14 protein-coding genes, 1 tRNA gene, 1 pseudogene and 1 other annotated feature are annotated in these 14,505 nt (G+C 35.6%); of the genes and pseudogenes, 6 read left to right on the top strand and 10 right to left on the bottom strand.

Annotated elements, in window-relative coordinates; all coding sequences use genetic code 11:
- Positions 1–10 precede the first annotated feature (10 nt).
- The gene (gmtX, locus tag AC4CUZ_RS04835) at positions 11–658 is read left to right on the top strand and encodes a gamma-mobile-trio protein GmtX (protein ID WP_180081170.1); all 648 of its coding nucleotides are present in this window, start codon (positions 11–13) and stop codon (positions 656–658) included.
- Between the two features lie 146 nt (positions 659–804).
- A protein-coding gene (locus tag AC4CUZ_RS04830; RefSeq protein WP_490747340.1) for an IS3 family transposase occupies positions 805–2,024 on the top strand; the annotation gives its coding sequence in 2 pieces (ribosomal slippage) (positions 805–1,081 and positions 1,081–2,024; 1,221 coding nt in all).
- Positions 1,080–1,196, top strand: a sequence feature (AL1L pseudoknot). Its footprint overlaps the gene before it by 117 nt.
- On the opposite strand, the gene AC4CUZ_RS04825 is transcribed toward AC4CUZ_RS04830, so the two are convergent.
- Positions 2,021–2,380 carry a hypothetical protein gene (locus AC4CUZ_RS04825; RefSeq protein WP_490747339.1) on the bottom strand — a complete coding sequence of 120 codons (360 nt, stop codon included), beginning with the start codon at positions 2,378–2,380 and terminating at the stop codon, positions 2,021–2,023. The two genes, AC4CUZ_RS04830 and AC4CUZ_RS04825, sit on opposite strands and share 4 nt — an antisense overlap.
- 89 nt (positions 2,381–2,469) lie before the next feature.
- On the opposite strand from AC4CUZ_RS04825, the gene AC4CUZ_RS04820 reads away from it, so the two are divergent.
- Positions 2,470–2,676, top strand: a complete 207-nt coding sequence (locus tag AC4CUZ_RS04820) for a helix-turn-helix domain-containing protein (protein WP_067727935.1) — start codon at positions 2,470–2,472, stop codon at positions 2,674–2,676.
- Between the two features lie 20 nt (positions 2,677–2,696).
- On the opposite strand, the gene AC4CUZ_RS04815 is transcribed toward AC4CUZ_RS04820, so the two are convergent.
- From AC4CUZ_RS04815 to AC4CUZ_RS04785, 7 genes and pseudogenes are all read right to left on the bottom strand, one after another.
- Positions 2,697–3,248 carry a thermonuclease family protein gene (locus AC4CUZ_RS04815; RefSeq protein ID WP_490747338.1) on the bottom strand — a complete coding sequence of 184 codons (552 nt, stop codon included), beginning with the start codon at positions 3,246–3,248 and terminating at the stop codon, positions 2,697–2,699.
- A gap of 5 nt (positions 3,249–3,253) precedes the next feature.
- Positions 3,254–3,631, bottom strand: coding sequence for a hypothetical protein (locus AC4CUZ_RS04810; protein WP_227509873.1), 378 nt, complete (start codon positions 3,629–3,631; stop codon positions 3,254–3,256).
- A gap of 4 nt (positions 3,632–3,635) precedes the next feature.
- Positions 3,636–3,941: a hypothetical protein gene (locus AC4CUZ_RS04805; protein WP_071850241.1), complete on the bottom strand. Its 306-nt coding sequence runs from the start codon at positions 3,939–3,941 to the stop codon at positions 3,636–3,638.
- Positions 3,942–3,945: 4 nt separating this feature from the next.
- Complete coding sequence (locus AC4CUZ_RS04800; protein ID WP_157883247.1) at positions 3,946–5,280, bottom strand: hypothetical protein; 1,335 nt, start codon at positions 5,278–5,280, stop codon at positions 3,946–3,948.
- Positions 5,281–5,377: 97 nt separating this feature from the next.
- Entirely contained in the window at positions 5,378–6,343 is a 966-nt protein-coding gene (locus tag AC4CUZ_RS04795) for a DNA/RNA non-specific endonuclease (protein ID WP_067727928.1), read from the bottom strand.
- 47 nt (positions 6,344–6,390) lie between these two features.
- A complete protein-coding gene (locus AC4CUZ_RS04790) occupies positions 6,391–7,302 on the bottom strand; it encodes a DNA/RNA non-specific endonuclease (RefSeq protein ID WP_419381121.1) in 912 nt (303 codons plus the stop codon).
- A 171-nt stretch (positions 7,303–7,473) separates the two neighbouring features.
- Positions 7,474–7,977, bottom strand: a pseudogene (locus AC4CUZ_RS04785) (DNA/RNA non-specific endonuclease); the annotation flags it as partial.
- A gap of 257 nt (positions 7,978–8,234) precedes the next feature.
- Here AC4CUZ_RS04785 and AC4CUZ_RS04780 point away from each other — a divergent pair.
- Positions 8,235–8,843: a hypothetical protein gene (locus AC4CUZ_RS04780; RefSeq protein WP_438330938.1), complete on the top strand. Its 609-nt coding sequence runs from the start codon at positions 8,235–8,237 to the stop codon at positions 8,841–8,843.
- Between the two features lie 61 nt (positions 8,844–8,904).
- Here the strand turns inward: AC4CUZ_RS04780 and AC4CUZ_RS04775 are convergent, their stop codons facing one another.
- Positions 8,905–10,782 (bottom strand): potassium transporter Kup, encoded by a 1,878-nt coding sequence (locus tag AC4CUZ_RS04775; protein WP_176538388.1) that lies wholly within the window; start codon positions 10,780–10,782, stop codon positions 8,905–8,907.
- Positions 10,783–10,903: 121 nt separating this feature from the next.
- Between AC4CUZ_RS04775 and AC4CUZ_RS04770 the strand changes: the two genes are divergently transcribed.
- Together AC4CUZ_RS04770 and AC4CUZ_RS04765 are read left to right on the top strand one after the other, a co-directional pair.
- A tRNA-Ser gene (locus AC4CUZ_RS04770) sits at positions 10,904–10,994 on the top strand.
- A gap of 185 nt (positions 10,995–11,179) precedes the next feature.
- Entirely contained in the window at positions 11,180–12,376 is a 1,197-nt protein-coding gene (locus tag AC4CUZ_RS04765) for a tyrosine-type recombinase/integrase (protein WP_490747337.1), read from the top strand.
- Positions 12,377–12,599: 223 nt separating this feature from the next.
- Here the strand turns inward: AC4CUZ_RS04765 and AC4CUZ_RS04760 are convergent, their stop codons facing one another.
- Positions 12,600–14,471: a DUF262 domain-containing protein gene (locus AC4CUZ_RS04760; protein ID WP_490747336.1), complete on the bottom strand. Its 1,872-nt coding sequence runs from the start codon at positions 14,469–14,471 to the stop codon at positions 12,600–12,602.
- Positions 14,472–14,505: the final 34 nt, after the last annotated feature.

Below are 14,505 nucleotides of genomic sequence, written 5' to 3'. Positions count from 1 at the left end.
GGTAAAGAAAATGAATGATCCTGAAACATTATTTCAAGAACTATATATCTCAGCTTCAGAAAGGAAAAAAAAAGTTTTGAAGAGAATTCATGATGCCTGTAAGTCTCAATATGAAATACATAAATCCAATGACTTTTCGGTGGCCACCATTTCAAAAATCATTGAAAATGAAGGACCATCAGAGAGAGCTATACATAATAAAACAGGTGCAGATTATAAAGCTTTAATATTAGCTTGGGCTGCATTTGCTGGTCCTAAAAAAACTATAAAGAAGGTCTCTTATGCGAGCCAAGTTGAGCAGGAGCTTTCTCTTATAGAAGATATTGGCTTAAGAACCTTGGCATTAAGTTTATACTCCCAGCTTAAGCAAAAAAAATCTGAAGTTAATCAACTTAAAAAAATTCTCGAATCTAATCTAACAATCAATTTAGCAACTAATCAAAAGCCTTCTGATCAATACATAGATCTAAATATAACTAAAATTGATACCTTACTCCCTATTGAGGTCTCTGCTTTACAAGAGGCAATAAGTAGGTCAACAATCGAAACGAACAATTGGATCATTGACGAAAATGGTGCAGTGAAAGCAGAAAGTGGGCGTAGAATATTTAGAGCTGGGTATGTTTCCGCTGTAAAGAAAATTTTATCAAACTATTGATTACTCTATGTGGATATCAGAAATATAAGCTTAATGACCAATCTGTAATCTAACTGACTTATTACAAAAAACACTGTTATCAACAGTTGGACAAAGTGAACCGTACCAGGTTTGTCGGAGAGTCAATATTCTGAGAGACTACCCCGATGACAAAATTAAAATATACCCCTGAAATCAGAGAAAGAGCGGTTCAATTATTGATTGAATCTGAAAAAGATTATCCTTCTACTTGGGCTGCAATCACAGCAATTGCGCCTAAGATTGGTTGTACTCCTGAAACACTTCGTGCCTGGCATCAAAAGCATTTAGATCAGCAAAATCCTATTAAAGTACAACAGATATCTGATCAAGAAAAAATGAAGCAAATGGAACGTGAAATTAAAGAATTAAAGCGTGCCAATGAAATTCTACGTAAAGCAGCCGCTTTTTTCGCCCAGGCGGAGCTCGACCGCCCACACAAATAATGGTGGATTTCATCCATAACAATAAAGACTTATATGGTGTTGATGCGATTTGTAGGATTTTACCGATCGCAGCTTCAACCTATTACCGGACTTTAGATCTCTGTGAAAATCCAGAACATCGAGCGAAACGAGATCTACATGATGAGCATCATGCTGAGCAAATCAAACGAATTTGGAAAGAAAGTTCAGGTCGATATGGTGTGCGTAAGGTCTGGCAACAATTGAAACGTGAAGGTTATGTTATTGCACGTTGTACAGTTGCTCGATTGATGCAGAAGCTAGGTATACAAGGTGTTTGGCGTGGTAAGAATAAACAAACCACCCGTAGCCGAGATGATCAAAAAAGAGCAGATGATTTAGTGAAACGTAATTTTAGTGCTGATCATCCAGATCAGCTGTGGGTTGCTGACTTTACGTATATTCAAACTCATTCAGGCTGGGTCTATACCGCCTTTATTATTGATGTGTTTTCACGAGCAATTGTTGGATGGAAAGTATCTACACGAATGAATACAGATATGGTGCTCGATGCATTGGAGCAAGCATTGCACGATCGAGGCATGCCAAAGAATGTGATTCATCATTCCGACAGGGGTGTGCAATATCTTTCCATTCGCTATACCAATCGTTTAGAAGCAGCAAATTTACGAGCATCAGTCGGTACGACTGGTGATTCATACGATAATGCTCTGGCTGAAACGGTGAATGGCTTATACAAAACAGAGGTGATTGAATATTTAAAAGCAGATTGGCAAGGTTTAGCAGATGTACAACTTGCGACACTAAACTGGGTAGATTGGTTCAATAAAAAGCGTGTACACAGTGCACTGGGTTATGTATCGCCTTTTGAGTTTGAAGCAATGTACTATGATAAGATTAACCCGTTAGGTCAGGTGGCCTAACTTAAATAAAAAAGCCTCCGACAAACCCGGTACGGTTCACTGTCTGAGATAGTATTCATTTTTTCTTTTAATACTTTTTCAATCTTTTCGTTAATTTTTTTCGCTCTATAATCCACAATTGGTTGTGTCTCTGTGTACAAAAACACTTTACTGTTTTTGGGATTTTTCTTACGTGTTAAATAACCACATTTATAAAGAACATTAATTCCTTTATAAATTTTTTTCTTATTTTCATCATTGATAAGATCTTCTGATAAAACATTGTTAATAAAAGTCTTAGCCTCCCATTCTTCAATTACAAGTCTATCAAAAAGATCAAAAAAACGATTATAGAATGGCAATACTCTCTTAGACATCCAGCAATCCAAAATTAAAATGAGGATTATAAACCGTGGACTTATAAACATCAAAAATTAATAGTTCTATTTTTTACTGATCCATCTGAATGAAAGAGTTAGCTAAAGATATTGGAAAATTAATACGCAAAAATCGTGAGATTAAAAAAATTAGCCAAGAGCATTTGGCATTACTGACTGGGATAGATAGAAGTTATTTAGGACGTATCGAAAGAGGGGAAGTCAATTTAACTGTCTTAAAACTTTATATAATTGCTAAGTCAATCGATATAAACCCTAAAGATTTATTGCCCTAATATTCTATCTTCTCAAATACTTAAGAACATTTTAAAATATTATTTCTCCGCCAGTCCCATGGAGGGGTGGGACATTTTTCTTTCCATAATCCTATTTTAGATTTACGACTTTCTATTTCTGCATTAGAGTACAATTGGCGATCAAGATCTGTCTGATCTTTTTGATAAAATTTATAGTGCCAAGCATAACCTTGTTTTATTTGAGACAAATTACAGTCTGTTTCATCTACTAAAACTTTTCCAAGTAACCTTCCATATTTGTCTTTTTCAGTCCATTCAATACGAATTTTTTTAGCTTTATACAAACAGTTAGCTAAAACACGCATGCTCTCTTTACCAAATGCTTGGTCTTTCTCTGGTGCATCAATTCCTTGTAAACGAATTTTTTTCCATTCATCTTTATCTTTTATATGGATGGTATCTCCATCAACAACATATAAAATATTACTAATTACGATACCTGCTGAAGAATAGCGAGGATTATTAGCATAGATAGAAGAAATGCAATTTAGATTTAGAAACAATACTAAACTGCAAGTCATTAATTTATTTAAACTTATTAAGAATTTCAAATGTATTACTTCATCAATCTTAGAAACTGCGGGTTCTTAATTTGCATTTGCATATTATTCTTATATTCCTCTATAGTTCCTCGACCACAAAATCTCTGCCCAATTTTTGCATCAATTTTACCAAAGCGCTCTTCAAACCAACGGTAATCATTATCCCATACTAATATTGTTAATGTTTGGTTTGGATACTTTCTATCCAGATTCAAATAATGTCGATTAGATAAATGCTTTATTTCAACTAATTTACCGCAAGCCATGACTGATTGACCTACATAAAAAGGAGCCTTTATAGCTTCTACTTTCACTTCTGCGGCAAATGCAGAGGACACCATACTTAAACAAAATAAACTTATGCTAAATTTCTTGAACATTATTTTCTTCATGACCTTAGATATTCCAAACAGTTATAAAAACTACTAATGCAACAATAATTATGAGTAAATACCATAGTATAATTTGATCTTTATTAAGTCCCATATTTTTTAAATTACTTTTATTTAATAATTTTGACTTATATACCTCAAGAGCTATACGGTCTTTTTCCAACTTTAAGCTATGTAATCTTTGTGCTTCTAATTTTCGTTTAGCATCATCTTCTGCTTTTTTCCTGTCTCGTTCCTCTTGATCTTTAAAATATTGTTCTAAAACGAGGAGAAAAAAAACAAAACCTACTATTCCTATGATGATACCCATAATATTAATTTACTTGCTCTAAACTGCTTAATTCAATCTGTGGCGTACCTCTATATGACGTAATTTCACCAGAAATACAGATACTATTACCCACATATTGATTCAAATTTCCAAAATTAGAAATATCACTTGACCAAACGACAGCTGTTAAATTTTGTCTAGGATAATTATTACCAAAATTTAAATATATGCCTTTTGAAAATTCTTTTATTTGTACAACCTGTCCACAAACTTTCCTGTATTCACCAATATATTTTGACGCGTCGCTAGCATGTATAAATGATGAGTCTTCTGTATGTGATTCAATATTCTGCTCCTGAGCAGTAACCTGTTCCACTTCAATTTGAGGTGAATCATTCACTAGAGGATCAATGTCTGGAGACTCATTAGAAATTTTATTAAAAGAAGGTTCAGAGTCCACAATTTTGCTTACTGTATCTTTAGAATCAGTATATTTAATATCTGAAGATTTTTCATTTTTCAAAATATATGTAGTTATACCTACTATAAAAATAACTATGAGCCCTAATAAAGCCATATGGATATGCTTTATACCAACAGATTTATTTGATGTAACTATTAATTCAGGACTAGTATTAAGCACTTGTTCCGGCCATTGTAGGTTTGTAGCACTTACCTCTTTATCTTGTTTAGATTCTGGGTTGATGTCTTCTTTTGACTTTGCCTTCAATTCATCAATCTGTTGGCTAAGCCCTTTCATCATTTGTGCAATATTTTTTAATTCATCAGTAGTTCCTACCTCATTCGGAGCTTCTTTTTTCTCAGCCATTTGTGCTTTTAAAGCCATAATTGCTGAGTTTAACTTTTTAAGTTCCTGCTCATGATTATTTTTTATGCTAAGTTCTTTTACCTCCAGTAATTCTTTTTGATAATCACTTAGAGATTTTTGTATCTGTTTTCTAGACTCTGCATCATTCATGTGCTTAATTTTTTGCTTATATAAAATTGTCTGAATTTCGTTGATAACTCTATTTGGATTATTCAACCAAGTCGTATTTGCATAACGTACTAAAGTACCAACATTAGCAACTAATGCATTTTGTCTTTCTAAAGTTTTTTCCAATAGATCATTTTGAAATTTAAAACGACCATCAAGCTCGATTGATAAAAAATACCCTTTTTCTGCATTTTTTATACAAAAGTCAATATAACGATTACCTCCATCAAAATCAGTAAAATGATATTGAGGAATAACATCCTCTGGCTTTAAACCATTAATTTTTTTAAGGATATCAATAACAAATCTTTCTTCAAAATCTACAGGGTGCTGCATCAATTTCCTATTGGAATCTAACCAATTTTCCCAAGTTTGCATCATGCACCCGAAATAATAATATTAAAAATATTGTATTAATAAATAAAGTTTTTTCATCAAAAATCAGAATAACTTCTTTGTTGATATTATCATAAACAACTTATTCAAAGCTAAACTTCTTCTGAAGCATGCTTATATCTTTTTCTGAAATATCAGTTGCACATTGACTTTCGGCATCCCAATAAGAATATTCAATTTCTTTATCTGATGCTAAGTCATTTGGGCTTAAAGGAAGACTATATGTATTTCTTTTTTGATCTTCCTCTAACTGAGGAAAAATATTAATTCCAGTGAGATCTTCCAACGCACATACACTGATCACCTGCACTTTTGGAACAGTATTTTTCAGGGTATTTTCGGCATAGTACACACCTGCAACCCCTGTTTTTGGCATATATATGGCTTTATAGGTTGCTGTTGGAACAATGACCCCCCTACCTATCGTTTTAAGTTTTTTCGTAGCAAATACTGGTCCAGTAACCACATATACATCTTGATTCTTCTTAATCGCAATACCCCGTATTAAATATTCTATTTTTGTTAGTACTTCTAAATTTGCAACTGGTGCTATATTCGCCAATGAAAAACTGTCAAATTGAGCAGTTTTATTTGGCATATCTGCATTTGGAGCTAAACGCCAACGAATATATCCAGAACCACGATAGTCTGAAAGCTTAGAACGATAATCAAGAGGAATCCTTTCCTCTTCATGAAAATTAACTTCTCTAGGCACATTTTGACTTAATCGTTGAACAGTTAAACGCTCAGCTACCCAAAGTGGAGTTTTTGATACTCCTGAGTACATCAGATTAAAACCATTAAAACATAATGGATAAGTATCTCTCTGCAAACTCTCTTTATTTAAATAGGGTGGAACATTTTTGTAAAACTGTTCTAAGCATTTTTTATCCCCTATTGGATAGAGCTTAACCAAAGTTGTTGATACCTGATCATAATAGAAAGCTAATCCAAAACTACTGATTGCTATAATTGCTAAAACTACTTTAATAAAATTTCCAGATAAAAAACCAGAGTCAGTTTTATATTGACTTTTATGTTTTGGCATAACAATCCGACTAATTAATAAAAATATACATTATTTAAAATAATCTCTTAATGAAGAATTTTAACAATTAAACTTTGCAGAAAGTTCTGCAACCATTCCAAAATTTTTGATTTTATATTCTCAATGAATATATCTTGTTCTTTAACAGGCTGACTAGATGAATTATAACTAGACCCATTACTGTTAATGAATCCAAATTTTATTCCTGTCTCAGTAACAAATTCTTCATAAGATATTGGTTCAGGTACAATCTTTATAGATTCATTTTTAATGAGATATACCCAAACTTTATCTTCGCTAGGGTTATAAATTAATTTAAATATTCTAGATGGTTTCCAAACTCTATTTTTACCGATCTTAACTGAATTTTCTTTTTTATCGAAAATAATGCCAGAAAGAATATAAGTATCTCCTTCAGATCTTAAGATATATTTTCTAACATCAGTCTCAATTTTTTTCCATGGACCTCTATTATTGTCTGAATCTTGCGGAAAAATATTAGATAATGCAAAAGTTTGAGCCATACCCCGAGCCGTAATTGAATTACCAGCTGGTACTAGATGTCCTCTATCAACGCTAGGCCGAACATTTTTATAATCAGATGCTTTTGCTCTACCATTAGTAGGTGTTCTAGGATCAGAATAAAAGAAATCTGTCCGTTTCAAACCTTCGCTTTTATTTTTAATTTGTTTAGCACTTAATTTTTCAATAACTAGAAGCGGTGTTTTAGTACGATCTGAATATACTACAGCAAAGTTATCAGAACATAGCTCCCTTATACTCCACTTCATCTTATTAAAATATGTTAACTCAGTTGTCTCTTTTGGATTTTTTTTAGGAAATAAATCAGAACAACCATCAAATGAATTTTGTTTTTGTTTACTGCTATATAATTCTATCGGTCTTTTCTTAGCAATTTCTGAATAATCTATACCACTAATATTTTCTTTAGCAAACACTAATGAACTATTTAGGCAGATACTAAATATGATTAAATAAAAACTAAATTTCACGATTATCAACTTAATAAAAAATTTATATGATATAAAAATATGACTATCATATTTCTATAATTATTTAAAAACAAATACTTAATACCAAATATGATATGATTAGGTGGACAGAACACAGGGCACCATATTGGCCAAAGAAAAACTGTCGAATTGTGCGGCTTTGTTGGGCATATCAGCATTCGGTGCCATATGTCCACGGTCATAGCCTGAACCACGGTAGTCCGACAATGTCGCTCGATGTTCGGTTGCAACATTATTTTCTTCGTGAAAACTATCTTCACGTGGAATTTTTTGGCTCAGGCGCTGTGGCGTCAGGGCCTCTGCAACCCAGAGAGGTGTTTTCGAAACGCCCGAATACATCACATTAAAACCGTTAAAGCACAGTGCATAGCTGTGTTTACTTAAACTTTCTTTGAGTAAATAAGGTGGAATTTCCCGATAAAATTGTTCTAAACAGGCTGAATTTGAGCTTGGGCTTAAAGACACGTATTGCTGAATTTTTTCTTGACCAAAGGCAATCGCAAAACTTCCCGTTGCCACCAATCCTAAAATCACTTTCAGGCCATTTTGATTAAACATGTTAAAGACTGACTTACCTGAACTACTTTTCTTCTTCGCCATCACAACTACAATAAACATCGGTTTTTCACGAGCTTAACAATCAGCGTATACGAAGTATATCGCTCGAGTTCTATTCGCATAACAATTAAACAAAACGCCATATTTAGATGATTTTGCATGTAACAAAATGTCTTTTTTGTAGAGTTTTTCTACGGCAACGTGATGCGATTGCGTATCTTTGATTGCTGTCGTTTCAAAAAATATGCCAAGGTAAAAAAGAATCGAACGAAATAATACATGCAATTTACGGAGTTCTTATGCATTCTAAGATTTTAGCTTCTCTTGGTTTAATCGGCACAGTGATAAGTGCTTCAGCCTTCGCCGAGCCACCTATCCAACCGGGTGACACCTTAGAAAGTCTCTCTCAAGCCAAAGTCACGACTACTGTTAATGGCCAACCGGGTTCTATTCAAGAACTCGTAAGCTCAGGGCAAATTAAATTGCTTGATCCAAATGCAGCAGCTATCAGCCCAGCGGGCCAAGGTGTACCCAATGACCAAGCAGTGATGCCAACAGCACCACAGAGTGAAGCTCCTGTTCAACAGGCCGCACCTAATACCACAGCGCAACAACAAGTCGCTGCGACTCCAACAGAGCAACATCCGCTGGTACCAAATGCAGAACTCTCAGCACAACAAGCTGAAGCGGCGTTAAATGATGCTGTCGCACCCACGGCAAATGCAGACATGAATGCTGCCCCAGCTGCTGCACCTCAATTAGATTCATCAGCAGAGGCACCCGTCAATGCGGTTGAGCCTGATTCACTGCCATCACCTGATGCCTCTGCACAGGCACTTCCTGACGCTTCAGCAGAACAGCCTGTCCAAGCGATGCCTGAGGCACCTATAAATGACCCAATGAACTAAGACTTCACTGATTTATCCTCCAAAAAAAACCAGCATATATGCTGGTTTTTTTATTGATGTTTTAAATCTCGATCTGACTACCGAGCTCAACCACACGGTTAGGTGGAATCTGATAGAAGTCACTCACAGGACTGGTATTCCTTTGCATTGAGATAAAGAGCTTTTCACGCCACGGCGCCATACCATCACCCACGGTACTGATAATCCGTTCACGCGATACAAAGAAGCTGATCTGCATTAAGTTATATTCCAATTCAATCGCTTGATACACCGCTTCAAGCGCTTGAGGAATGTTCATTTCATCTTTAAAGCCATAGTACAATTCAAGACGATAGAAATGCTGATTCATGGTTTCGACATGGAAGCGGTTGGACTCTTCCACATAAGGAACATCTTGAATTTTAACAGTCAGAATAATGTTCTTTTGATGCAGTACTTTATTGTGCTTCATATTGTGCAACATGGCATGTGGCACAACGGTCGGCGTTCCTGTTAAAAAGACCGCCTCGCCTTCAACCCAATTGGCTTGATCACCAATACTTTGTACAAATAAATCGAGTGGTAGCGTATCTTGCTGAAGCTTGGCAAAGGTTAACTCGCGACCTTGTTTCCATGTCATTAATAACATGAATGCGATACCGCCAATCAGCAATGGAACCCAACCGCCCGATAATACTTTAAGTGAGGTCGCGCTCACCAAGACCAAATCTAAAACAAGGAATGGAATAATCAGCAGCACCAATTTTGGCATGCTCCATTTCCATGTATAACGAATAAATACCGCAATCAATAAGGTGTCACATAGCATGGTCATGGTGACCGCTAGACCATAGGCATGCGAAAGCTGTGAGCTGGTTTGGAAGATTAAAATTAAGACAATAATTGATGCCAACAATATCCAGTTCAGTAAAGGTACATAAATCTGCCCCTGTTCCGAGTCTGAAGTATGCTTCACATTTAAACGTGGTAAATAACCCAATTGAATGGCCTGACGCGCTAAAGAGAAGACCCCTGAAATTACGGCCTGTGAAGCAATAACGGCGGCCATAGTGGCCAAGAAGATCATTGGGTACAAGCCCCACTCTGGCACCAACAGGTAAAATGGATTTTCAATCGCAGTCGGATCACGCAAGAGCAATGCACCTTGCCCTGCATAATTAAGCAGTAAACACGGCAAAACCACAATAAACCAAGCCAAACGAATCGGCACAGGACCAAAATGGCCCATATCTGCGTACAGGGCTTCGCCACCTGTGACGGTCAACACTACCGCACCCATAATGAAAAAGGCCATTAAAGGGTTGGTCACGATAAACTGAAATGCCCAATGTGGGCTCAGCATGCCCAAAACCAAAGGCGTTTGAATAATGCTCGAGATCCCAAGAAGACCGAGAGAGAAGAACCACAATAAGGTCAGTGGGCCAAAGAACTTACCGACAAAGGCTGTCCCATACTTTTGCATGACAAATACAGCAGTGACGATGCTAATCGCAATTGGCACAATATAAGGATCCAGTGCATCGGTTGCGATGGATAAGCCTTCTACGGCAGACAAGACTGAAATGGCTGGGGTGATGATCCCATCCCCAAAAAATAGTGACGCCCCAATAAAGCCAATCGAAATTAACAGTAATTTTTTCCGATGGCTAAAATTGGTATTGCGCAAGTTCAGTGCAAGCAAAGCCATAATCCCACCTTCACCATTGTTATCTGCACGCATGACAATTGCAGAATATTTAATGGTAATGACCATGGTCATGGTCCAGAAGATAATGGACAAAATACCCAATACGTTTGCAGGGGTGATGCCCAAGCCATGTGCAGCGTGAAAGGATTCTTTCAATGCATAGAGTGGACTGGTTCCAATATCCCCAAACACGACCCCTAATGCTGCCAAGGTCATCGCAGGCAAGGCGGCTTTTTTTGCAGTACTTTGCATAAGCTTGTCTTCAATTATCGACACTATTTTTGCGAATCATATCATTGAGCTAAAACTTTTGCTCGAATTCAATTGTTTCACCTTGTCGATGGCTATGTTTTTCGATATTATCCTCCGCCATGGTGAAGTGTCCGAGTGGCTGAAGGAGCACGCCTGGAAAGTGTGTAAACGTTTATAGCGTTTCGAGGGTTCGAATCCCTCTTTCACCGCCAAATTAGCTTCCTATGGCATCTCATAGGATCTTAAAAGACTTAAATCTTAATGGTTTAAGTCTTTTTTATATCTAATACTATCTAACAACATCTATTGAAATCCTATACCTATTGGGGGTATAAATGGGGGTAAGTATTTATACCCCTATTTTTATACCCCCAAATACTCCATAGGACATGCTGTCATGCTTACAGATGTAAAAATAAGAAATATAAAACCATCAGAAAAAAAAGCCAGATACTCTGACGAAAAAGGCATGTATTTAGAAGTCACACCCTCAGGTGGCATGTATTGGCGAATGAAATTCCGTTTTAATGGCAAAGAGAACATTTTTAGTATTGGGACCTATCCTGAAATTACACTCGCTCAGGCTCGCCGTACTAGAGATGAAGCACGATTAAAACTTAAAGATGGGATTAATCCCAATGAAGATAAAAAACAGAAGAAACAACAAGTCGATGAAAATATTCTTTTCAAAGCTCTTGCTATGGAATGGATGGAAGATCGTAAGGCCGTCATTAAAGAAGGAACATATTTACGTGACTTGTCTGTATTTGAAAAAGACCTGTTCCCTTCTTTAGGTAATATACCTATTGATCAGATTAAAGGAAAAGATGTCCTTGCTTGTGCTAAGCAAATTGAAGCACGTGGTGCTCAGGAGATGGCTAAACGCTCTATTCCTTTAGCTGGGCGTATTTTTCGTTATGCGATCCGTAAAGGACTCATTGAGAATGACCCTACACCCCACCTTCAAGAAGCTCTCAAGCCACGTAAAGTAAAACATATGGCTCGCCTAGATATTTCTGAGTTTCCGCCTTTCTTAGAACGGATGGATCGTTATCACGGCAATATCTTGGTTAAGACAGCTTTACAGTTTATGACTCTAACATTTGTAAGAACTGCCGAGCTCATTAACATGGAATGGAATGAGATTGATTTTGATAATCATTTATGGAGGATTCCAGCTTATAAGATGAAAATGGCGTTACCACATATTGTTCCTTTATCTAGGCAGGCTATTGAATTACTCGAAGGGTTACAGCCCATTACTGGTAATAAGCAATTTGTTTTTTATAACCACAGTACAGCTAAGCCTTTGAGCAACAATGCTCTGTTAAGTGCGATTCGCACCATGGGATATACGGGAAGAATGACTGGTCATGGTTTCCGTGGACTTGCATCTACAACATTACATGAGCAAGGCTATATGCATGATGCCATTGAAATACAGTTAGCACACACTGTAGGTAACGCAGTATCTCAAGCCTATAATCATGCGCAGCATTTAGAATACAGAACAAAAATGATGCAGGAGTGGGCTGATTTTATTGATGGGTTGAGAAACAAAATAGTGCCTTTTCCAAAACGAAAGGTGATGTAAAAGTCTATGTAATAAACTCAATTCTGATTCCATTTTATATGGCTATTTTGTAGAGACAATGCTTTTTCTACTTAAAATTTTTACAAGTTTCTATGGTAGGTTTCTTATTTCAGCAGCCACCGAAGTGGCTGCTGAAATAAAATTTGGATATTATTTTAATAAATAATTAAACAGCATAGTGAACTAGGTAAAATTACTTAAGATCGCCTTGACCTATAGTTTCTTATAATACCTCTATAGTTACTTGATCTATGTTTTTACGTTGCTCCTCTTCATCAGTAAACTTATATTGGTCTATTCTTTGTCCATTAATTGTCCAAGACAAAAGAGCTAAATTAAGTAAAACTTGCTGACGCTGGTGAATCTGCTCCTTTTTCCATTCATTAAAAGCATAGTTATAATCATGAATAAATTGATTCGTTGAGGTATTTTTACCAATACTAAATTCAACATCTAGCATTTTGCTCAATACTAGTGCTGAATTTTTATATTCAGATTGCTTTTGCTTAAACCAATCTGCACTTAAGTCATTAAAATTATTAACTGCCTGATTAATCTGACTTTCTAATAATGTCACGTTACCTAACATGTAAACGTGACTAGAATATTCTAAATAGTCAGCTCCATATGCTTCAGGAATTACATCTGCTTTAGGTGTCTGAGGTAAAATATGTTCGACTTGAAGATTTTGGATAAATCCATGATCTTTCAGTGGCATATTACAAAGTTCAGCTGCTTTATTTTCTAAAGTACCTAAAATATAACGTAAACGATAAAGAGGATTAAAAGCATCATGACGTTTCGTTAAGAGAGTTTGTTTAAATTCCGCTGCCTTTTTAGTAATATATTTTGCAATGGTTTTTTCAACAGCAACTTTTACTTGTTCAATAGTTTTTAAACCGCGGAAATATTGCACCCAAATACTAAAATTATTCTCATTATATTTAGCTTGTATACCTAAGGTATTGTTCACAAAAAATAAAGTTTCTAGTTGTTTCGCTAGATAATTAATTACTTCATCTTCACAATTCACATCTAATGCCAATAATAGCAATAAATGCTGTCTGGACATATATTTATTAATGTAGCCTATGTTAACCACAGCAGGATAAGTTTGATGGTGATCGACCAAACTTGTCGCATTAACCAATTTAGAATAGCGCTCTGAAGCACTTAATAATGCATTCACAAATTCTATTGGCTTATTTTTATAGTTGATTAATGGCTCGCCCTCAGAAATGATCCATTTATAGATATCTTCCTCACGTAAAATTCCATTATCACAGTAGCGTGCCATTAAAAAATAGCGTAGAAAGCGTAATGGATTCTCCCCTTCCTTGCAGGCATGAATATTACCAACAACTATTTTCCATTTAGCTTTAATATCAGGAAAGTCTTTTTCATTAGCTTCACTAAAAATCAGATTTTTAACCAAATCCATAGCATCTAGACTTGCGCCACGCTGATTACTGGTTTCAAATATTTTCAATGCGCCATGAAGATCTGCAGAAACAATAAAAACTAGGACTATTTTATTAAAGAAGAAAGCAATAAAATCAACTAAATGCTCTTGTCTTTCATTATTCAAACTTGCAACATACTCATACATTGCATCATAGGCAGCCTGCATTTTTTGAATAGATGGCGTGACTTTTCCTTTGTATTCTTTTTTATGGATAAGATAGCTTAAATAATTTTGGCTTTCTTCGTATTGCAACTCTACGCGGTTTTGATGGGATGCCGTCTTCATGTTGAAAGTAGACAACCATGATTTAATCGCATTATAAAAGTTTTCAGCAGATTCAGTACGGGTAATGCTTTCTAAAAAATCTTTTAATGCACAAAGAGTTAATACAATTGTAGTAAGACGTTGCTGACCATCTATGACATCATAATTATCTTGTTTTTTAACAATAATGACTGATCCTAAATAGTAACTCGAATCATTATTCGAAGTCTCAAAAGCATTATCTATGTCTGTGATAAATTGTTTTACTTGATCATTAGCTTTCCATACATATTCTCTCTGATAATCTGGAACAATAAAGAATTGATTAATATCTGAAATACTTTTTACTTGAGCATCAATTTGCATTTTACCCCCTCTCCATCTCTAAAATTATTAACTT

The sequence above is a fragment of the Acinetobacter sp. 789_lipA genome (assembly GCF_058242845.1).
This window is presented reverse-complemented; position numbering and strand designations above follow the sequence as displayed.